At 46.1% G+C, this 25,103-nt stretch carries 6 protein-coding genes; all 6 read right to left on the reverse strand.

The features are described 5' to 3' along the window. Positions 1-9: 9 nt before the first annotated feature. A complete protein-coding gene (gene leuB, locus AC5FX4_RS00770) occupies positions 10-1,086 on the reverse strand; it encodes a 3-isopropylmalate dehydrogenase (protein ID WP_493604659.1) in 1,077 nt (358 codons plus the stop codon). Continuing rightward, positions 1,083-2,630, reverse strand: a complete 1,548-nt coding sequence (gene leuA, locus AC5FX4_RS00775) for a 2-isopropylmalate synthase (protein WP_493604660.1) — start codon at positions 2,628-2,630, stop codon at positions 1,083-1,085. Before leuA ends, leuB begins: the two co-directional genes overlap by 4 nt. A gap of 385 nt (positions 2,631-3,015) precedes the next feature. Beyond that, the gene (locus AC5FX4_RS00780) at positions 3,016-3,771 is read right to left on the reverse strand and encodes a Stf0 family sulfotransferase (RefSeq protein WP_493604661.1); all 756 of its coding nucleotides are present in this window, start codon (positions 3,769-3,771) and stop codon (positions 3,016-3,018) included. After that, a complete protein-coding gene (locus AC5FX4_RS00785; protein WP_493604662.1) occupies positions 3,768-4,595 on the reverse strand; it encodes a class I SAM-dependent methyltransferase in 828 nt (275 codons plus the stop codon). The genes AC5FX4_RS00780 and AC5FX4_RS00785 overlap by 4 nt, the downstream gene beginning before the upstream one ends. 1 nt (position 4,596) lies before the next feature. Then, complete coding sequence (locus tag AC5FX4_RS00790; RefSeq protein ID WP_493604663.1) at positions 4,597-12,582, reverse strand: amino acid adenylation domain-containing protein; 7,986 nt, start codon at positions 12,580-12,582, stop codon at positions 4,597-4,599. Positions 12,583-12,590: 8 nt separating this feature from the next. Continuing rightward, on the reverse strand, positions 12,591-25,082 hold the full coding sequence (locus AC5FX4_RS00795; RefSeq protein WP_493604664.1) for an amino acid adenylation domain-containing protein: 12,492 nt from the start codon (positions 25,080-25,082) through the stop codon (positions 12,591-12,593). Positions 25,083-25,103: the final 21 nt, after the last annotated feature.

Consider the following 25,103-nt stretch of genomic DNA (forward strand, 5'->3'; position numbering starts at 1 on the left):
GTAAATTAGTTATATTCGGCTTACGATTGCCTGTGCAACGTCTTGTGTGGTGTAACCTGAATTCGGAAAAATATCTGGCGTACCCACACCCGCCGCAACCGCCTCTGCAACCGCTTTTTCAATGCTGCGCGCGGCTTCATCTTGACCAAGCGAGTAACGTAACATCAGTGCTGCACTCAAAATTTGTGCAATTGGGTTAGCAATGCCTTTACCGGCAATATCAGGCGCAGAGCCACCTGCTGGCTCATATAAACCAAAGCCCGATTGATTTAAGCTAGCTGAAGGAAGTAAGCCCATGGAACCTGTGATCATTGCGCACTCATCCGATAAAATATCGCCAAATAAGTTATCGCATAGCAGTACATCAAACTGCCCTGGTTGCTTCACTAACTGCATGGCCGCGTTATCGACATAAATATAATCAAGAGTCACTTCTGGGTAATCTTTGCTGACTTCTGTCACCACTTCACGCCAAAGTACACTCGACGCTAACACATTGGCTTTATCAACCGATGTAACGTGGTTGCTACGCAACCTTGCGGCCTCAAACGCAAAGCGAGCGATACGCTCAATTTCTAAGCGCGAGTAACGCTGGGTGTCAAAGGCCGACTCTTCAGCACCGCTGCCTTCACGGCCCTTTTCGCCAAAGTAGATACCACCGGTTAGTTCGCGAACACATAAAATATCGAAGCCTTGCTCACTAATATCAGCACGTAGTGGTGAAGCCGAACTTAATGCCGGTAATAACTGTGCCGGGCGTAGATTACAGAACAAGCCAAAGTGCTTGCGCAGCGGTAACAATGAAGCGCGTTCAGGCTGCTGATCAGGGGGCAAATTTTCCCATTTTGGCCCACCCACAGAACCGAACAAAATCGCGTCGGATTGCTCACAAGCTTGCAGCGTTATGCTTGGTAACGCTTGACCAAACTGGTCAATAGCAGCACCGCCAATGGCATGGTGCTCAAATTGTAATGTGAACTGAAACTTTTCACTGACCGCATCTAACACGCTTAGCGCTGCTGACATCACTTCTGGGCCAATGCCGTCTCCTGCGAGAACAGCAACTTGGTAACTGGTTTGGCTCATCCTGCTTTCCTTTGTTGTTTTAAACTAGAGACTTTTTGCGCTCTATCAATCAAGTTGTAAACGCGGATCATGGCCCGCACCGAGGCTTCTACAATATCTGCGGCTAAACCCGCACCGTGATACTGTCGGCCATTATATTTGGCTATGATGTCGACCTGACCAAGCGAACTTGCGCCTTGCCCGGTTGCATCTAGGTTGTATTCGATTACTTCAACTGTCATGCCCGTAATACGTTCAATCGCTAAGAATGACGCTTCTACGGGACCATTACCCGTTGCGGCTTCTTGTTTTGACTCGCCACCAACCGTCATGCCAATGGTTGAACTGGCCACTGATTGCGAGTTAGAAGTGGAATTAACAAACTCAAGTTTGTAATGGTCGTCTGCATCAGTCATTTGATTGAAGTAAATCATGGCTTCTAAGTCGTAGTCGTAGACTGTGCCTTTTTGGTCAGCCAAAGCTAAGAAGCTCTCATACAGGCTATCCATGTCATAATCTGACTTTTGATAACCCAATTCAGTCAAACGATGCTCAATAACATGACGACCAGAACGAGAGGTCATATTTAATTGATTGTTGGGCACGCCCACGCTTTCTGGCGACATGATCTCGTAGGTGTTTTGTGCTTTTAACACGCCATCTTGGTGGATACCTGAACTGTGGGCAAAAGCGTTTTCACCCACAATGGCTTTGTTCGGCTGCACGGCCATATTGCATATTTTTGCCACTTGACGAGAAGCACGGTAAATTTCTTCACTGTGAATATCGGTGTACACCTTTAAGTGGTCTTGGCGCATTTTCATGATCATCGCCACTTCTTCCAACGAACAGTTGCCTGCACGCTCACCGATGCCATTTACCGTACATTCTATTTGTCGCGCCCCGGCTTGCACTGCAGCAATAGAGTTGGCAACCGCCAAACCCAAATCGTTGTGACAATGCACACTCAAGCGTGCTTTATCGATGTTTGGCACATTGTTCATTAAATGATGGATCATCGCCGCGTATTCATCAGGTGTTACATAGCCAACGGTATCAGGCAAATTGATGGTTGAAGCACCTGCATTAATAGCCGACTCAACAATACGGCATAAATCGCTGTGCGGGGTGCGTCCGGCATCTTCGCACGAGAATTCAACATCATCGGTATAGTTACGCGCAAGTTTGATAGACTTCACCGCCATCGCAGTGGCATCATCTAAACTCATGCGTAATTTGTGTTCTAAGTGCAACGGACTGGTTGCGATAAAAGTATGAATACGACCTCGCTCTGCGGGTTTTAACGCTTCACCACAGGCTTCAATGTCTTTATTCACCGCTCGAGCCAAACCGCAAATCACGGGGTTACGTACTTCCGTTGCAATACGCTGTACTGCTCTGAAGTCAGCAGGGCTAGAAACTGGAAATCCAACCTCCATTACGTCGACATTCAAACGGCTAATCGCATGTGCTAACTGTACTTTATCATCTTCGGTTAGGCTTGCTTTTAACGCTTGCTCGCCATCACGCAACGTAGTATCAAAAATCCAAACTTTATCCTGCATTGTTTATTCCTCACCCCAAAAATAAAAAAACCCCGCTATGTGCGGGGTTATAAAGTAGTTGCTCAATTACACGCACTACGCCCCGCTGACAAAATTAATCAGTAAGAGGTTAAGCAGTAGTGACAAAAGCGTGATGTTTTTCATTGAGCCAATAGTCCTGTTGATGGATTAGTTATGTTTTAACATGGGAAACAAAACCAGATCAAGCATAAAAAAACCAACAAACCCATGATAAAGCGCCACAAAAAGAAAATAAAAACCCACCAAAGCCAAAAATTGGAATTTAAAATCCAACCAACTGCTGTTTTATAAATGAAACCACAGGTACCAACGAAATATGTGATTAGAATTATTTTTTAACCAATTTTTACTTTATGGATGAAAATCATCCAAATGGTATTAAGTAATGTTTCAACTTTTCTATCTCAGCAAGGTCTTTATACGTCCTCTGCTTTTTCATATAAGTCGTCAACGGTAAGCCGGATTGCAGATCAAGGTCACTCAACACCCGTTGATATACTTGAGTCTTGGCAAGTTCAGAGAAGTCTTCGTAGTCAAATTGCCTATCCACACGAGGAGAAAGATGTGTCTGGTAATACTCCTGCGACTTAACGATACGTAATAAAGCGTCAACGACCTCACTCTTAGCGATACCATGTTCTACATTTTCAACCGCTTCGAAGTGTGAGGCCCATTGCTGGGTAATTTGTGCTTTGGCATATGAATAGGCTTGAGCTAACTTTTCTGCCCTATTGATGTAATAGACCTTATCGAAATTAAGCGAGAATATATCAAAACCTGCTGCTAATAACGTTTGGTATTGCTCTATGTGAAAGTGAATCGAAAATACCCGATTACAGCTTGATGATTTGCGCATCACAAAATCCAAATAACGCGGAATGTCTATTTCATCGAGTTTAAAATAGGCTTGGTAACACGCCATCACACCCGGACAAATCCACTCTAGAGGCTGACCAAACTTATTTGTTTGTTGTAACACACTACAAAACAGATTTGAGCCAGAGCGCGGTGTTGACAATACCGCAACTTTGCGTTCAATTTGGCTTGGTGCAGTATCAGGTTGCTGCTCTAAGTACTCAAACAAACTATGCATCGCACTTTGCAATGACTGGCCGCTCATACAAGCTTCCCATCCGAGTTATGATTTTTAGTAATGATGATCATTGGATACTGGAACCATTTCGCAAAAAACTGTGGAAATAAATCCTCTAGTTGAAAAAGCTTGGCAAACATCCAGCGCCCGAGTCGGTTATTTGGAAACAGCACTTTTTGATGCTCCGCGGCAAATGAACGCCAAGGTAAAATGGTGACTTCACCCACATCCGCGAAACGCGACCACCAGTCTATTGGATGTCTATGAACATAAAGTTCCAACTCATCAGTGTGTTTTTGTCGAGACGCTAATAACTTCTGTTTAAGTTTTTCAAACGGACTTATAAAATAACGGATCAAAGGCATAGGGTTTGAATACACAATAATGACCGGTTTGCCGGGCTTAGTAATATCCACGAGCTTGCGCACCGCTAATTCTTGTTCATCTCTATCAATGTGATAAATCGTATGCAAGCTAATGGCACAATCAAAAAAATTGCGCTCCAGATCCATATTCAAAAAGTTACCACATAAATATTCGCCATGTTCCGCCAGTTTTTCCTTCGCACCAGCCAGTGCTTGCTCTGAATAGTCGACGCAATAACGTTTACGATATCCCGTTGAATATTCTAAATACTCAGGGTATTGCACTGGCCCAGATGCCATATCGATAATACATTCACCGGATTCCGGGATATGCATTTTGACGCGTTGGCGACAACGACTCACATAGGGGGCGGCGTATTCACGTAAGTCTTCAAACTTTTTAGCATCTTCCGTCACATCAGAGTGGGTATTCCAGCCAAATTCTTTGTAAAACGTGGATACTAATTTTTCTGCATTATTTTTCATTTTAGACTCCGATGAACTCTGCGTTATTTTTCGATACATCCTGATTGAGCTTTGGTATTTCAAGCACGGCATTCATTGCCTCAGCGAAAACTTGGTCTGTGACTTTCATGATGTGACGTAATGTATCTTGATGGTAATACTGGCCTTCCATATCGAGAGTAATTAACAAGTCATCACCACATTGCGATACTCTCAGCCAATTGAAATTCATGGCCCCAGTGTTGGTTCTTGTGAGTACTTCTCCTTGTTGGATATGCGCTAAGTCATGTTCATCCAACTCATTAAAGGCATCAAAACTGAATACAAAAGGCGTACTGGGCTGTCGCGACAGCTCTCTAGGGTCTGCCGCCGATACACCAAGTGGTAAATACTGGCGATGATCAGTACTGAGATAAATGCTTGCGCTTTCAACCAGCTCTGTGACCTTTTCAAAATCGGTTGCTTGAAATTGCCCGAGTTCAATTGGAATTGGCAAAAATGCAATATCTGCAAAGTTGCCAGTCAAATGCTCTGTGCCTGGCAAATTTCGACCACTGAGCACAATGGCAGTGGAAGGTCGATTTTGTTGTAATATGTGCGCAATCACATGATTAAACAAAGTAAACAGGACATTAGATTTAGTGAGTCCGGTCTGAGCACAATATTGCTTGATAGACAAACTGGTCGAACGCGCTAACACAAACTGGCTTGTAATTGGGGTCCCAAAATCGGTGCCTAAATAGCTACTATCATGTGCTAATCGACTCGTTTGATAGCTTGGCACTAATCCCTGCCAAAACTGTTGCGCATGCGTCGCGTCATCCGTTTTCGGGTAGTCCTCCTGTAACCAACGTATGTAATCTAAATAATGATAATCATACTGTTGCAAACTCAAGGTTTGCTGCTCAGAAGCTAATGCATACAGCTGCTCTAAATCTCTGCGTAACACCCCAGCGGAAATTCCATCACACAAAATATGGTCAACCAAAACATGTATTTGTGTTTCATTTGGACGTTGGATCACTGCTATTTTGCTGGCAGGTTCATCGCGCAAATGAAGTGCGACGCCTTGCCATAAAAACCCCGGATCATAAAGTTTGGCTAATAGTTCGGCCAGCGCTTGCTCTTCATGCTCGAATTCACGCGTATCAAAATGTGTCACCACTGGTCGTTGCTGCGCATGAAGCGCTAACCAAAGCTCATCATGTCTATCGACAAATCGTGTACGCAAAATTGGATGCTGCTGATATAGAGCATCAAAACACCGATTTAATACCGAGTGCGAGCATTCACCTGCGATCACAATATCCGCTCCGCTCGTAATACAGGATTTCGCGATCCCTTTGTCGGTGGTCTGCCACCAACTTTGCAGTAACGGACTGGCTTTAACCAGATACTCTGACTCAGACACTGCTTTTGGCCCCTCAAACACAGGTATGCCGCGCTTTTCATTGAGAAGCGATGCTTGACTGGCAATACTGCGGTGTTGGTACACATCCTTTAAACGAAAAATAAAGCCGTGCTTTTGCGCTTCTGCCACTAATTGCACAATGTTCAAAGAGTGACCACCCACTTTGAAAAAGTCGTCATGGATGCCTATCTGAATTTTCCCCAATACCTGCTGCCAAACTTTGAGCAACCGATTTTGCACTGCGTTCTGTGGCTCTGCCTTGGGCGTTGATATTAATGGCTCAATGCGTGGCAAAGCACGCCTGTCCAGTTTACCATTGCTGTTAAGAGGTAACTGTTCAAGGACTTTAAAGTACTCTGGGATCATATAACTGGGTAAATATTGCTGAAGTGCGACTTTGAGCTGCGCCTCATTTAACTGTTTATCTGTCATCACTAAATAGGCAACGATGAAATGGTGCTGTGGTTGATGCGAACTGGATTCAACCAACACAGCCACTTGTTTACAGCCACTTAAACGCTGCACCACTTGTTCAATTTCGCCAAGCTCAATACGATATCCCTTCACTTTGACCTGAAAGTCATTGCGTCCGACATATTCAATTGTACCGTCACAGTTCCAGCGCCCTATATCACCCGTTCGATACATACGCTGTAAATGCGTCTGTTGTGAAGTTGAGCAAAATGGATTCGTGACAAAGCGTGCCTCATTCAACGATACTCGATTGAGATAGCCTTTGGCCAAACCTATGCCAGAAATATAAATTTCACCATCGACACCTTGTGGCACAGGCTGTTGCTGATCGTCAAGAATATAGATTGCCTCCCCCAATAACGGTTTACCAATATTGCGTTCTTGGCCACCTCGATATTGTGCAACGCTACTCCACACGCATGTTTCAGTTGGGCCATAAGCTTGGAAGACTCTTGCAAAACAACGCTGCATAGCATCGAGTAATTCACCACTGGCACTTTCCCCGCCAATTGACACATCAATATGGCGAAACGCCTGACTGGTACCAATTTGTGCCATAAGCAATTTCCACAGTGACGGCGTTTGCTGGATCAGGCGAATGTGTGCCTTCCAACGAGTGAGATCCGCCATGATCTGGGTTGCGGTTGTGAGAATTAACTGACCCCCACTGAGTAACGCAAGCGGATATTCAGAACAGAACATATCAAACGCATAACTCGTCATACTTAATATATTCAGTGGGTTATCGTCATTTTGATATACTCGTGTCATGATCTGGCTAAATCGCGTCAACGTTCCTTGCTGGATCATAACCCCCTTCGGCTGACCTGTAGTACCCGAGGTATAGATAACATAAGCTAGGCTCTGCTGGCAGGCAATGGGCTCAGGGTTTTGCGAAGCGCCTTCAATATCGATGTCGATGGCATCTGTGACCACCAACTGCGCTGTGCTGCCCGCTTCTTTTATCCACGTCGACAATTGCGTCTGATACTGTTGCTCGCATAACACCATCACGGCTTGGGTATCTTGCAAAATAAACTGTGCCCGTTGGGCTGGGGTGTCCAACGCCATCGGCACGTATGCAGCACCACTTTTGAGCACACCAAGCATGGCAACGATCATCTCAATGCCACGATCAAAGTACAAAGTAATCAAGGTATCGGGCTTTATCATCAATCCCTCACCAGCTTGGTACTGACGACGGATATAGTGTGCGAGTCGATTCACACGTTCATTGAGTTGACAATAACTCACAGAGTCATCCCCAAAGCGCACAGCTATCGCATGAGGGGTTTTAGCCACTTGCTGTTCAAAGCTGGACTGAAATGAATTGCCAGTAGGTATGCTTCCGGCGTGATAACTCCACTGCTGCGTTAAAGTACGATAGGTGTGTTCTGGCAGATATTGCACCGAGCTAATTGGTTGCGACGATGCGTTTGCCATATCCGTCAAGATACACTGATAGTAGTTGGCAAAACGCGTCACACTTTGGCGGTTAAACAAACTCACCGCAAAATTCAAAGTGCCACGAATGGCTGCTTGGTCATCCTGAATAAACAAGCTCAAATCAAACTTTGCATGATTAAGTAGCCCTTGCTCATTTGGCTGACAAAGTGCGACTGGCCAATCACTCGGCCACGGCGCTTTTGCCGGCATACAGGTAAACAACACTTGAAAGAGTGGGTGGCGAGATAAGTCTCTCTCCACTTGAAGTAACTCCACCAGCTGTTCAAAAGGCAGCTCTTGTTGAGTTTGTGCCTGCGTCACAGTCCGACTCACTTGAACAATAAAATCACCAACCGATAACGACCAATCTATGCGCTGCCGTAAGGCCAACGTATTGCCAAAAAAGCCGATGGTATCGTGTGTTTGCGCATGATGACGGTTGTCCGTTGGACTGCCCACAATAAGATCTGTTTGCCCGCTTAAACGGGCCAAGAGCAAGTAAAAACCACTGAGCAACACGTTATGCAAAGTCGTCTTTTGTGCTTTGGCTAACTTGCGCAGCGCTTGAGAGTCGCCTTGACTGAGCGTAAATACCACATCATCGCCTTGATAATCTGGCTTTTCTGGGCGAACAAAATCGGTGGGTATCTGCAAAGTTTGATAGCCATCCAATTGTTTGAGCCAATAAGTTTGCTGTTGCAGTAATATCTGAGCTTGCAAATAATCGTGCTGCCACCGCGCATAATCGCCATAACTTAAACGCGGCGTATGCTTGAGCATATCACTACCATTCATAATGGCCTGATAAACCCGTGAAAGGTCACTGAAAAACAAATGTTCTGACCAACCATCAAAAGCGATATGGTGCATCACCAACAATAAATAATTATCATTTTGAAGTGTGTAGCAATGCCCTCGAATAGGCAGCTGGGCAAACAAGTCAAATGGCCTTTGTACATCTTGAGCGATCTTGCTCTGTAACTGTGTCAGGGTGGCTACCTGTTGCTCGCTAACATCCAATGTTAGGGCACTCATCTCACTGTACACCTCGCCAAGCGGTTCAAGGCAAAGTACTCGGCTTAGTGCGTCATGACTGGCTACGACGTGCTCTAAGGACTGCTTTAATTTGTTCACATCAACATCGGCGGCGATGCGCAAAACGTAGGGCATGTGATATAGGCTGCTTCCCTCTTCCAGCTGTTCAATAAACCACATTCGCTGTTGTGCAAACGACAATGGCGCTTTGCCTTGACCACTCATTGGAATGTGCAAAAGTTGTGATTTTTCTAGGCGCTTAGCGAGTTTTTCGATGGTTTGACAAGCAAATAAATCGGCTAACGCAACCTCTCGATTCAGCTGTTCTCGACACAAGGCACTCAAGCGAATCGCCAAAATCGAATTGCCGCCCAAAGCAAAGAAATTGTCCGCTACGCCAACCCGCTCTAACCCAAGCAGTAATTGCCAGATCTGACACAAACTCTTTTCTATCGCACTGGCCGGTGCGACATAATCGAGTTCATCTTGCCATTGCACTAGCGGTAATGCAGCATTATCGACCTTGCCATTTACCGTGAGTGGAATGTGATGCAACATCTGATAATAATTGGGCACCATATAGTCAGGTAACCGAGCGCTAAGAAAGTCCTGTAGTTCATCTCTTTGGCACATGTGCTGGTTGTTGCAAACGTAATAAGCCAATAAAGCATCCATGCCTGCATGACTTTCTACTCGAACAATGGCCTGCTCGACATGTGGATGTGAACACAATGCTTGTTCTATTTCACCCAGCTCAATGCGATAACCTCGTATCTTTACTTGCGCGTCATTGCGGCCCAAGTACTCGAGTTCGCCATTATCACGCCAACGAACGATATCGCCCGTGCGATACACACGGCCAACTTCTGGCATCATCTCTAAGGAGTCTATAAACCGCTCAGCTGTTAATGTGGGGCGATTTAAATAACCGAGTGCTAATCCAGCGCCGCCCACATATAACTCACCAAATGTGCCTATTGGCGCAAGTTGCTTATCACTGGTTAAAACATGGGTGCTCATGTCGCCGATAGCTCGGCCAATCGGCGATATGTCGCCCTCTATTTGCGGTGTTAATTGCTTTACGGTCACATGCACCGTGGTTTCAGTGATGCCATACATATTGACCAAACTTGGGGCATCAACGGCGAAAGCCTGCCACCAACGCGTTAACTGGGCCATATTCAATTTATCGCCACCAAAAATCACCCAGCGAAGTGACGCTACATCAGCAACTCGGGTAACAGCCTGCTCCATCAACACATAAAATGCCGCCGGTGTTTGATTGAGTACCGTGACTTTATGTCGCTTGCATAGGCCAATAAATTTTGCTGTATGGGTCAAACAGGCTTTATCGGGCACTACCAGTTTGCCGCCGTGGAGCAAGGCACCCCATATTTCCCAGACACTAAAGTCAAAACTCACAGCATGAAACAAGGTCCACACATCATGCTCAGTAAAAGCAAACTGCTCTGCCGTTGCGCTAAACAGTCTCGATACATTTTTGTGCGGCTGGATCACGCCTTTTGGCTGCCCAGTACTACCGGAGGTATAAATAATATAAGCGGGATCATCACTAGATGAAGCAATATTTGGAGTGTGATCTGATGAGGGCTCAATGCACTGTTCCGCTCTTAGCTCATCCATCGCCAGCACCAACGCGGTACTGGCCAGAGGCGTGATACGTGACGCCAGCGCCTTGGTTGTTAAAACCATGCACGCCCCACTGTCTTCTAGCATAAAACATATACGTTCGTCAGGTAGACTGGGGTTAATGGGCACATACGCCACGCCAGTTTTCAAAATAGCTAACAGTGCCACCAGCATATCGCTGCAAGGCTCAAACATCAGTGCAATAGACACAGGCTTCGTCTCGCTGTGTGTTGCAAGTAGCGAACCATGCTGTGCTAGCAAGTAATGTGCAACAGCATTTGCACTTTGGTTTAAGCACCGATAACTCATTGCCTGCTGTTGCCCATTACCATCGTCATAGACAACCGCTTGGCGCTCAGCAAAACGCTCCGCCTGCTGTTCAAACCGTTTGTGCAATGGCATATGCTCATCATAATGAGCATGCACTTGAGACCATGACATCAGGGTAGCGCGATGTGCATCACTCAAAAACGGCAATGCTTGCACCGCAGTTTGTCTACCCTGCAACATCGCATGCAAAATGATTTGGTACATGTCACTAAAACGCGCCACAGAGTTGCGCTCAAATAGCGCACAAGCAAAAACGAAATCGCCACTTATGACCTCTGTATGTGACTGTATATTCAAACTTAAATCAAACTTGGCAGGACAATAATGGAGTGATGGTTGAGCCTCAGTATCAGCCACAAATAGTGCGTCATTGGGATTGTACTCATTGGCTAAATTTTCAAAGTTATACATCACTTGAAAAAGTGGATGTAATGCCACATTTCTTGGCACTTTTAGTGCGTCCACTAACGCGTCAAATGGCAGAGCTTGGTTGGCTCGCGCCGTCCCTAGCTGCTGATGTACATGCTCAACCAAATCTCCAATAGTGTGCCCATCTGGCAATTGCACGCGCAAAGCAACTGAGTTAACAAAGCAGCCGATTAGATCTTGCGTTTGTGCAAGTTCACGGTTATCTGATGTTGTGCCAAGGATCAAGTCTTGCTGTCCAGTGATGCGATAGAGCAGAATATAAAAAGCGCTCAACATCACCACATTCACGGTGGTATTTAGCGCTTTGGCCAAATTTCGTAACTGGGCTGTCGTCGCTGCGTCACACTCAAAAACAACTTTATCACCCCGATAATCAAGCTGTTTTGGACGTACTCTGTCTAACGGCAAAGCCAAGGGCGTATACCCGCTAAGCTCTGCTTGCCAATAGGCTAACTGCTTTGCCAGTAAGCCAGATTGAATACTCTGACGCTGCCACACAGCGTAGTCTTCATACTGTAAACCATGGCCCGCTTGTTCCCCTTCTTTAAGAGCATAATTTTGTGCGTAAAGGTTCACTAGCTGAGACACAAAAACACCGTGTGACCAACCATCAAAAGCGATGTGATGCCAAACAAACAGCACATAGCGATGTGATTGCATCGTTAACAAAACACAGCGCATAGGCGGCTCACTCGCCAGTGAGAATGACGCCTTCGAACATGCATCGATTGCTTGCTCAAGCTGGGTGTGGGTATCTACATCGACATATTCAAAATCTATCGGCTGCGCTACATACTGGGGTTGAAAAACGCCCTGTTCATCCATCGGATAACAGGTTTTTAAGATGCGATGCCGCTGTGCTAAATCGTTAATCGCAGCGAGCAAGCGGTCACTATCCACTTGCGCACCCAATTGAGCAAGAAAGGGAATATGATACGCGTCATTTTGCTCTACTAAGCGCTCAACAAACAGCATACTTTGCTGCGCGTAGGACAAACAAGAGGTGGCTTGTTTGCGATTGCAGGGCAGGCGAAACAGCTGGCGTTCGCAAAAAGCTTGTTTGGAGAATACCTGATTATCTGCCAACAACGCGACTAACTGCGGCTTATTGCTTCTAACCTGCTCAATGAGCTGCTGATCCACCGTGTTGGGATCACAGGCTAATTTCAATTCATCACGCTCTAGCCAAATACTGATTTCACTCTGTTTTAATGCATGTATTAACGAGTACATCCTGTCTCCTAAATCGTGATAATTTGCTCTGGAGCCGAACTCTCTGAGCGAGCCGAAAATTCACTGACGATACGAGCGACTGACTCCAATCGATATAAGTCTTCCAATTGGAAAAGTGGTGCTAACAATGCTTGCATTTGATTCGTCAAAGTCAGAGCACGAATCGAATCGCCACCCAAAGCGAAAAAGTTATCGCTCACCCCTACCCTTTCAACTTGCAATACCTGCTGCCACAAGGCACATAATTGACAAGCAAGCGGCTCAACAGGTGCGACATATTGAGACACCACAACAGGTTCAGGTAACGCCTGCTTATCGACTTTGCCATTGATTGTCAGCGGAATTTCACTGATAAACGTGATGGTATTTGGCAACATAAAAGGAGGTAACTGGGTGCGTAACTGCGCCAGTACTTGCTCAGTGGTAATAGCATGTTGCTCAGCCACAACATAGGCATGTAACTGAGTTAATTGTGCTGCACCTGATGAGGGTTTCGTTCCGATAACCACAGCTTGAGAAACCGCCTCTACTTGACTCAAAGCGAATTCAATTTCACTGAGTTCGATACGATGTCCACGGACTTTAACCTGACTGTCACTGCGCCCTAAAAACAGCAACTCACCCTGGGGGTTAACCTTCACTAAGTCACCGGTTTTGTAGAGTCGCTCCGATGACTCCACTTTTTCTTTTGCAAATGGATTGTCAATAAAACACTGCTGCGTCAATTGCGCTTGATTAAGATAACCCAGCGCGACACCTGCACCGCCAATATACAGCTCACCAACGGCACCAACTGGCACAGGACTTAATTCATCATCAAGCACAAATAATTGGCAGTTGTGCATGCGAGTGCCAATATTGTTCGCATCATCCATCATGCTAAAGCGATTTGCGCTGGCACAGACCGTCGCTTCCGTAGGGCCATAAGCGTTATACACGGTGCAGTTTTGAGCAAACTTTTTCAGTATTGTTAATGAAGGGCTTTCGCCCGCCGTGATCAGACATTTTAAAGCGAGATCTTCCGGGCTATCGATTTGTTCTAGCACCACGGGTGCTATGGTCGCCCATTCAATTTTTTCTTTGACGAGTAACGACCTTAACGCTTGCGGATCTTTACGCTCCTCATCAGAACAGATAAACAGCGAATGCCCACCTAGCAATGCCGAAAAGATTTCAAACACACTGGCATCAAACACATAGCTGGCAAATTGCAGCGCTCTCATCGGCTGATTTATCTCAAACTTAACGTTAATCGCCGCAACCAAACTACATACATTGTACTGAGAAACCATCACTCCCTTAGGCGCGCCTGTGGTGCCTGAGGTGTAAATAACATAGGCCAACGCTCGAGGAGATACCGCCGGTAGTGCTTGGGTGTTCACACTCTCCATTGCAAGGGCATCTTCAATACACAACGTCGGTGTATCTTGTCGTAATGATGTGAGCTGTGCTTGCTGATTGCGCTGTGTGAATACCAGTACAGGGCGACTATTATCGAGTACATAGTTAATACGCTGTGCAGGATAGTCTATCGCAATAGGCACATAAGCACATCCCGCTTTTAGTACCGCTAACATTGCCACTACCATTTCTACACTTCGCTCAAAATAGAGCGCAATGAGCGGCGTATCAGCACCTTCTCGCGCAGCATCGAATTGACCTGACGATAAATAATGTTGTTGTATCACATGCGCAAGTAACGTGGCCTTGTCATCCAATTGTCGGTAGGTCAGTTGCGTGTCGGCATACACCAATGCAAGCTGCTCAGGCGTACGCGCAACTTGAGCGCAAAACAAAGATACGATGCTATCTTCACTGGCAAAAACCGGTTGCTGCTGGACGCTCAGCAATTGGCTATCCGCTGCGCTTAAAGCAAAGTCAATCTCATCATTTTGTTGTGCACATGCCACAACCCCCATCAAATGATGCTGTAAGTAAGTCATGAGCTGCTCCGCCACAACTCGTTCAACACGCTGATTATGAACCACTAACGACAAAGTAAATTGACCATCATGCTGGGTCACATCCAACGCCAGCGGGAAGTCAGTTTTGGCAATATCCGTGGCACTGGCAATAGATTGCACATCGGCAGCATGATGCGCAAAGTGACTGTAATTGAATACACAATCGAGATAACTCGCACCTTGTGAACATACTTCAATAATTTGCTGATAAGGCATGGCAGCACCTTGTAATACATGATGCTTTTGCGATGCAATGATATTTAACCACTCACCGATGGGCTGCGCTTTTTTACGCTTGACCAGACGTATCGGTAAGGTGTTTAAAAACAGCCCTATTTGAGTATCACCACCTTGCTGTGTCAGGCGGTTGTTTGCGACCACCCCAACCGTAAATTCAGATACATTCTGGAAAGTACACAACACTTGCCCAAATAGCGCTAAAAATATCACATCAATTGGTAAACCTAATTGTTCACTCAGTTTCACCAATCGATCAGCACTGTCACTATTGAGGGTATGAGTAAGTCGTCTATGCGTCAGCGGTTCGCCCCTATCTGCGCCGATCAGCGGCAGCTCAGGTTGTTCATAATCGGCCAAATACGTTTGCCAAAAATCGCGTAACGTCGCATCGTTTATGGCGCGACGCTGATTGGCCACATACTCCCCATACACAGGTAACGCATGTCGATGTGCAACAACTCGGTGTTGCAACTTTGCTTGGTAGGTTTCAAATAGCTGTGTCGTCAAGGTTGCCAAACTCCAACCATCCATCAATGCGTGATGGAATAACACCGCCACTTCAAATGAACCGCTCTGCAGTACGCCAACAACCACGTGGTATAAGCCAGGCTGCTCGAGCATAAAACCCTGACGATTTAACTCATTTTGGATCGGGTGAATTGCTCGATCGTAAACCGTCAAGTGAACCTGTGGCTCTGATGACACGCAACCAATAAAGCCATGTAGCGGATGTGGTTGAAAAGCCGTACGCAATAGTTCGTGCTGCTGCGACAACTCGTATAATACTTGTTCAAAAATCTCATATTCAAAAGGTTGTGCGACGCTAAATAGGGTCATCTCGTGATACAGCGAGTCATGCCTTGCCGATGCAATAAGCATTGCTAACTGTAATTGGCTTACCGGGTAAGCATCTTGCCAAACGGATAACGCAGGTAAATCCGCTTTGTCCAACAGGGAAAACGGCTGATACACGTCACGCTCAACCAAGGCGCTCACTTGTGGCGCTAACTGCGCAATGCTTGGATAGGTAAAAATGTCCGCAATCGTACAGTTCAACGCGTGTTGTTTGAATTGCGCAACCAACTTAATCGCAACAATAGAGTCGACACCAAGGCTGAAAAAGTTGTCGGTAACACTAACCTTCGTAAGCCCTAGCGTTTGCTCAACACCTTTGGCTAAGCTTTTTTCGAGTTCATTTCGAGGAGCAATAAATGTCTGTGGTGCTAACTCAACCTCAGGCAGCGCGCCTTCATCCACTTTACCATTTGCACTTAAAGGTAAACTCGTCAGCACCTGATAATGTTGAGGCAACATATAGGCAGGCAAATGCTGACTCAATTGGGCATTGAGGTGCTGTGTTAGTGAAGTTGCAGATACGTCGCTATCGCTCGCGAGCTTATCTCTCTCCTCAATTCCGCCAACCAGCATGGTATAATTAACGCCTTGATAAGGAATAAAACCTAAACAACAGCTCCCTACATTTTGTTCATAGAGTTTTTCACTCAGTTGTTGCGCATAATAGCCTGAACTCAGCAATGCCTGAGGCTGTGAGGTCTCTCCACTGAAGGTGATCAAGGCACTGCCTGACTCAAGTAATTGCTGCTGCGTCGCGACTCGCTCAAAAATGCTCAAGTGTTCAAAATCAACCCCACGCGCTTGCGTATGATAGCCATTCGCGGTACGGGACAAGTAATCAAATGAAACGACGGGGAACAGCGCATTATTTTGCGCACTTGTTGCAAAGTCTAAATGCAAATGACCCAATGACACCGATTCAACACCATCACAAGCAAAGCCTTGCGCATCACATTCAAAACGTGCACTTAAATGGTGTTTTTGCACCTCACCAAATAATAAGTACAGCATATGACCCAGCTCTAGATAGCCAAATCGGATACTTTGCTCATGATATAACGGTTTGATTGCGGGTATATATAATGCGAATGATAAACTCACGGCTGAGCGGACAACGTCCTGTTCTTGCAACGGCTCAAGATAACTAAGCTGATGATTCACTGGGTGATAATAGTAGTAACCGGTTTTAAGCCCGAATTGCGCTGTGGCAATACATACCGTTGTTTGCACCGCATAACTGCTACCCGCTGAAGGATAACGATATTTTGGTAGCGCTCTATCGCTAAATGACATCGCGCTGATTGACGCTAACACTGCGCTCAATCGCTGCAATAGAGACACAGAACTGTTATTTGGCTCAATAAATGCGCGCATATCCTCTGCTTCGGATGTCGCTTTGAGCAAGGCTTGCAGCGCTTCTTGCGAAAGTGAAATGGGTGCATCGGTAAAGGTTCTATAGCTTTTTCGACTACAGTACAGCGCCTCGTCCAACTGTCGCTCTGGCAAATTCACTTCCACCGAATTGTGTTTTTTCAGACCAAGTTGTTTGAGCTTGAATGCGGTGGTTTGCGCGTCGTCTAACTCAAGGTGACTTACATCACCTGCATTGTTGGCAATCAGATATGCAATTAACTGACTGTTTTTGACACGTACTAGCGCTTGTTCAATGCCAGCTAGGTCTGTCAATTTGGCGGCTATTTCTTCTAGCTCAATTCGATAACCATTGATCTTAACTTGGTTGTCTTTACGACCTTCAAAACACATGTATCCATCAGGGTGCCAGCGTCCCATATCTCCAGTTTTATACAAACGGCCAAGTTGTACATGCTCAATAAATTGCGCGCGCGTTTTTTCTGTATCTTGCCAATAACCCAGTGCGACGCCCTTTCCACCTATGTATATCTCTCCTAATACGCCAATAGGACAATGTTCACCTGCTTGGTTAAGTACATACATCGCTTGTCCTGGCATTGCGACACCATACGGAATGGCGCGCCACTGACTAGGTACTTCGTTAATATCGTGCCAAATTGACCAGATACTTCCTTCGGTTGCTCCTCCTAAACTAATGGCTTGAATGTTGGGATTTAATCGCCACAATTGGCTTGGCAAGCTAACTGGGATCCAATCACCACTCATCATCACCACACGCAATGAGGTAAGAGGTAAGTCAAAATCTGTGGCGTAATCGACTAGCAATTGCGTCAGTTGAGGCACCGTATTCCAAATACTCACCTGATATTGAGATACTAATTCATACCAATGCCCAGGCTCTTTACTTCTCGCCTGTGCGGGAAAAACAATGGTGCCACCGACTGCCAATACTGAAAAAATATCAAATACCGACAAATCAAAACTCAGCTCAGACAAAGCAAGCACCGCATCGTCTTGCGTGAGTCTGATGTGTTGGTTCACCGCAACCAAAGTGTTAAGCGCACCTTGATGCGAGATCATCACGCCTTTAGGTTTGCCCGTACTGCCAGACGTAAAAATGACATACGCAAGCTGCTCAGGAGTAACATTTGGCAATGCGGCTCTGGGCTCAACGCCCTGCGGCTCCGCGCTCAAAGTGTCGATGTTCAACCACTGATACTCATGTTCCCACGCGCACCCTTTAATGGTGTTTTCAAACTGTGTGTTGGTCACCAGAACTTGTTGAACCTGTCCTTCAGATAAGACTTGCCGAATACGCCCAAGTGGCCAGTCCACATTCAGGGGTAAATAAGCCGCACCAGTTTGCATAATCGCTATGCTGGCAATCACTTGTGCCGCGCCCTTATCACTTAAAATAGCGATTAATGCACATTGGGGATCTCGCGTTTGGTGCAAGTAATGGGCAAGCTGCTCACTGCGCGATAAAATACTCTGGTAACTATGCTTACCCTGTGCATCAACCACCGCTGTGCCATGCGGATTGATTGCCGCCCCTTTGTGGCACAAAGAAACCAAGGTGTCATCGCACGTAGGGGCAGGCTCTTTATTTGCTGCTTGAATAAGCCGCTGATGTGCCATGGGTAATTTCAGAGTGGGTAACGCCTGTTGCCAATCAAGTTGTGCAACTTGTTTGATTAAATGACAGTAATCATTTTGCATCTGCTCTATTAATTCAGCGCTAAACAGTTGCTCAACATAATCCCACTCGATAACAACCCCTTGTTCACTCTCAAAGACCTTGTTGTCGAGATACACTTGCGATGTTTGCGTAATCGAATAGCCATGAGATAAATAACCATGCATATTCTTTTCTGGTACCGCCGCTTGGCCCAGTAAACTGGTCAAAACGACGGGTGAGATGGCTCTGTTTTGGTCTAGCTTTAGGGTCTTTCTGATCAAGCGTTGAAAATCAATGCCGTCAAACAAGTTATGCTCTATATCCTGCCAAAGCTGCTGATGCGTATCTGACATGGCCTGCAGGGCCGATAAGTGTGGCTTGTGTTGAAAATTAAAGAGTTCCAGCACGGTAAAATCACCCCACAACTCATCAACGTGCGGATGCAGGGGCAGTCGGTTAAACAGGGTGAGGTTGATACAAAATGAAGATTGACCACTCCACTGACACAGCACCACACCATACAAGTACAGCATGACACTGGTAGGAGACATTTGATATTGGCGCGCTTTTTCTTCCAGTTGTTGCCAAATCTTCGGCTCAATCATTTGTACTCGGCGAGCAAATGTGGGGGCCGTAACACGGCTCGGCTCAGTGTTCATAGGTAACTGAACAGCAAAGTTATAATCCGCTAGACGCGACTGCCAATACGCTTGTGCTTGGGTATATAACTCACTGTTTCTGAGCCGCTCATATTGAAACATATAATCGCTAAATTGTAGTGCTGGTGGCTGAGGAAGTGCTTGACTATCAGGCGCTTGATTATACAGCTCTGCCAGCGCACTAAACATAAAATTCAGGCTCGTCGCGTCCATGATCAGTGCATCAATGCTGACGTGTAATATCGTTTCTCCTTGATATTGGCTAACAGCAAAGTCAAACAGTGGAAACTTAGAAACGTCGTATACTTTATTGGCAAGCTCAAAACGCACTTGTGTGAACGCAGTATCGGATAACTCTCCATGCGCGATTACCCGGTATGGCGGTATGTGCGCTAACACTTTTTGTGCTTGCTGATCAAAAACCGTGCGCAAAGTCGGTTGCGCGGCGATGATTTGATTGAGTGCCCACTCAAACTTTTCAACGTCTAAGTGTCGAAAATGAATTTCGTCATAGCAATGTGTCGCCACATTGCCCATTTCAAAGTTGCCCAGTCGCCCGTATAAATAGGCTTGTTGAATATTGGTAAGAGGAAACCAGGTCGCCTGCTGTTCTTTGTTCGCTGGCGTAATTTGATAATCTGCAAATTTAAACGCGGTTGTTGAGTGCGATATGGCATTGGCCAATGCCCTAATCGTTTTCAAGGTGAAAATGTCTCGTACCGACAATTGCGTGTTGAAACCAATATTAATTTGAGTGGTCAGCGTGATTGCCGTTAAAGAACTGCCTCCGAGTACAAAGAAATCATCCGTCACGCTGATATGAGATAGCTGCAACAACGCTTGCCATATCTCTAACAGTCGTTTCTCAGTCTCATTTTTTGGCGTCTCGAGTTCATGTTCAACATCCACAACCATCCGCTCTAGTAACGCGGCTCTATCCACTTTACCATTATGGGTGAGCAACATCGCGTCAAGCCGAAGCAACTGATTGGGGATCATATAGGTTGGCAAATACTCTGCTAGCCACTGCTTTAATGACAACATAAGCTGCTCATCATCGGGAACCGCTTGCGATGTGAGTACCACAAAAGTGCATAAATGCTGTGATTGAGGGCCGCCTTGCAGGGTAAACGCATCAGCCACCATTGGGTGATTTTTCAATACCGAACTGATCTCGCTAAGCTCCACCCGATAGCCTCGGATCTGCACTTGCTGATCGATACGGCCGATAAACTCTAGCAAGCCACTTTCAGACCAACGTACTAGGTCGCCAGTCCGATACCAACGCTGACGTACGCCTTGGTCGGACGCACGAGTAACAAACTTTTCGGCCGTTAATACCGGTTGTGCCAAGTAGCCAAGTGCCAAACCGGCACCTGTAACCCATAACTCACCAATGCTACCAACCGGCACTGCATGGCCTGATGTATTCAACACACTAAGCAGGTGAGCCCCCACAGGCTGGCCAATCGGTGGCGCTGAGTCATGGTCAAAATCATGCACCACGTGGCTGGTGATCACATGTGATTCTGTCGGACCATAATGGTTAACCAATTGGAACGGTGATGTTTTCCAAAAAGACCGTACTGATTTAGAAATACGCAGCGCCTCTCCAGCCACAATCACTTCCTTTAATTGCGGCATGCTCAGCTTTTGCCGCAAGGCACTTTGCGCAATAAGCTCTAACAACGCGGGCGACATGAACACCCGCTCAATCCCTTGTTCAAACATGATCTGCACGATGGTGTCCACTTCCAAACGTAGTGCTTGATCAAGCACCACTAGACTACCGCCTGTTGCCCAAGTAGTGAACAGCTCTTGTAACGACACATCAAAAGAAATTGACGCCAACTGCAAAGTTTTCATCGCCAATTTCAGCACTTGCTGTTGCTGCTGAGCAAGGACCAAATGACCGATTGTCCGATGTGTTTGCATCACGCCTTTGGGTTTTCCCGTGGAGCCTGAAGTATAAATAACATACGCCATGGCTTGCGTATCGAAGTTACGCCTATCCAGCATGACGCGATGTGGGTTTTGCATGCTTAACCGAGCACGTAGCGACTGAGACTCTAAGCTGACAACTTGCGCATTCGTCTCCTCACACAACATGCTAAGCCGTTGTAATTGCGTATCATCACACAGTACCATGTGCAAATTCGCATCCCGGATCACATAACGTAATCGCTCTTCTGGATAATCCACATCAAGAGGCACATACACGCCACCGGCCTTTAAAATCGCCAGTATGCTGAGCGCCAAATTCAGCGAACGTGCCATGCTAACGCCAACTAAGTCTCCCTCTGAAATACCGTCGAGCAGCAGCAAATTCGCCAATTGGTTTGCTTGCTCGTTCAGCGCTTGATAGCTCCATTGCAAGTCTCCCATACTCACAGCGATACGATTTGGATAGGCCTGCGCTTGCACCTCAAATAAATCATCAAGGCGCGGCGCGTAAGACACCTCTTTATCGTCCCCTTGCCAGCGATTAAGTCGCTGCTCATCAACAGCAGCTAGGATCGGCAGCGCACCAACTGGCACTTGCGGTGAACTCAAAATGGCATCGAGCAAGCGCAACATACTTTCGTGCATACGCGCTATGCGCGCTTGGCTGAATAAATCACTCGCATATTCCCAGCACAACGCTAACCCCTCTGAGGTTGGCGTGATCTGCAGTGACAGGTCGAATTTGGCGGTTGGGCTGACGGGGTTCTCCATTCGCACATCCATGTCTGGCATATCAAACGTCTCTTCGACGTTATTTTGTAATACCAATAAAACTTGAAACACGGGAGAATAAGCCAGACTGCGCTCGACTTTTAACGCTTCAACTAACTTATTAAATGGCAGTTGCTGGTGTTCAAACGCTGCAAGTGTCGACGCCTTGTTTTGCATCAAAAGTTGTTCAAAGGTCGGGGCATTTGATAAGTCACTGCGAAGTACCACGGTATTAGCAAAAAAGCCAATTAAGTCATCTAACTGTGGCTGTGTACGATTAGCAACAGGAGTCCCAATCACGATATCTGATTCACCCGAGTAGCGACTCAATAAAACACTCAATGCACTGTGCAACACCATAAACAGGGTTGCATTATGAACATTGGCATACTCATTCAAGGCCTGTGTTGTTTCTTTATCCACTTGACCAATCAGCACATCACCTCGATAACTTTGCTGATCCGGCCTGACATAATCGAGTGGCAAGCTATGTAGCAAAGGTATCCCTGAAAGTGCTTTTTGCCAGTATGCTATCTGTGGTGCCAACACCTGCTCTGTAACATGTAGATGCTGCCACATTGCATAGTCTTGGTATTGGACCGGCAGCGGCGCTAACGAAGCAGCTTGGTTACTGGCAAAATCTTGATACAAGGTATTCAACTCTTTGATCAAAATATTAATTGACCAACCATCAGCACAGATATGGTGGCAACTGAGCAACAACACATAATGCTGCGCCGCCAAGCGCACCAACTGCGCTCGAAATAGTACCTCTCGCTCAAGCGAAAAAGGTCGTTGTGCTTGCTGCTGTTGTAGATGTTGTATTTCCAGCTCTGCGTCAGCCTCAACAAGATGCTGTAAATCCAATATTGATACCGTAAATTCTTTTACATCTAAACACGTTTGATAAGGCGCACCACCTTGGCTTATGTACACAGTACGCAGTATTTGATGACGTGATACGACCGTTGTGAGCGCTTGTACTAGCGCCGATTCATTCACATTCCCTGACAGCCGCAAGGTTTCACAAATATGGTACTGAGTATGATTAGGTGAAATCTGATCTATCAGCCAAAGCCCCTGCTGCGCATACGATAAGGGCGCCTGCCTAGTCTCTGGCTTTGCAATAATCTGTGGTGCGATAGCGGATTCAGCTTGCTTGATACGGTCTGCTTGAGTGCGGATAGTGAGCTGTTCCAATACATCTTTAAGCGACAATTCCACTCGCCACTGCTCGCGCAGTTGCGTTAGTAAACGCGAAGCCAGTAGTGAGTTGCCACCCAAAGACAAAAAATTATCATCGATACCGATTTTATCTGCGTCTCGTTCTAGCAACTTAGCCCACATTGTTTGTAGCTGGTGTTGCATGTGATTTTCGGGTGGGCTAAAAGATTTATCATCAGCCTGCTCAGGGACTGGCAGACCTTTTCGCGCCAGTTTGCCATTTTCGGTCAATGGCAGTTTGTCCATAAACACCCAAGCGTTCGGCAGCATATAATCGGGTAATTTGGTTTGTAAATAAGCCCTGAGTTGAGCTTGCAACGACACACTAGGCTGGGTGTTTTGTAAGCTCAAATAAGCAATCAGTCGAGCCTGAGTATGAGTTTTATCAACGATGACCACAGCTTGGCAAACCACAGGGTGGGTCACAAGCTGGGCTTCAATTTCTCCAAGTTCGATACGAAAACCTCGTATTTTCACTTGTTCATCAATACGGCCTATAAACTCGTAGTTTTCATCATCGATTTGGCGAACCAAATCGCCTGTTTTATACAAACGCTGCATGTGGCTTGTATTGTCAAAAGGATTATCAATGAATTGCTGAGCGGTTAGTTGTTCTTGCTGCCAATAACCAAGCGCCACGCGACGCCCACCTATGAGTAATTCACCGACCTGCCCTGTAGGCAGCAAATTCATATCTGTATCAACAACATAAAATGTTGTCTCTGGTAATGTTTTACCGATCGGCACGCTCAAGCCGGAGAAATCTTTTGGCACCGCATACAAACTCGATGTGATGGTCGCTTCCGTTGGGCCATAGGCGTTATACAAGGTACATTGTGAACTTAACTCGCTTTTTTGGAAGCGCTCAACCAATGAACTTGGACATGTTTCTCCCCCCACTAACAGTGCGCGTAAAGCCGTATTGCGCACAAAGTCACTCTCTTTTGCCAAGTCAGTGAATAACTCGCTAGCAAAGCTAGTTGGTAGATCGGCAATGGTGATTTTGTTGACTAACAAACATTGCTTTAGTTTAGCGATATCAAGCAGTGCTCGCTCGCCAATACACAAACAGGCCCCATTTAGTAAGGCTAAGAAGATCTGCTCCGTCGCAGTGTCGAAACCAATATTGGCAAACTGTAAGATCCGATCATGCGTTTTCACGTCTAAGCGCTGACTGATGGCCTTAATATGATGTGTTAGCGACTGGTGCGTCACCATTACCCCTTTCGGTCGCCCCGTTGAGCCAGAGGTATATACGATGTAAGCCAGTTTATTGCTAAATTTAGCGCCTTTTTGCTGCGATCCGTTACGCCGTGAAACCTTCATCATTGGCTTTGCTATCGCATCCAGCGTGAGCACTTGCCTCTGTGCAGACAATTGTAACGACATCAATTTTGCGTGATTATTTTGCTCACATATGAGCAAAAAGACATTGCTGTCATTTAAGATATAACTTAAACGTTGCTCAGGGTAAGACAAGTCAAGAGGGACATAAGCCGCCCCCACCTTTAATATCGCTAAAATAGAAACAATCAGCTCGCTAGATGGCTGTAAGTACACGCCAACTCTGTCGTCCGCCTTAACATGATGCGCTTGTAGATGCTCTGCTAGCTGATTGGTTCGCTGTGCTAACTGCGCATAGGAGATAGCTTCATGCTCATTTACTAACGCAATGGCGTCTGGGGTTTGTTGTACATGTTGCTCAAATACACGAATGACACATGATAAAGACGAGGTACTCTGTTCGTTGCACTCGCCCAGTGAATTAACATCTATGTTTAGATCTGACATCAAAAATCATTCCTTATTTAA

Source organism: Pseudoalteromonas sp. ATL1, from assembly GCF_058933015.1.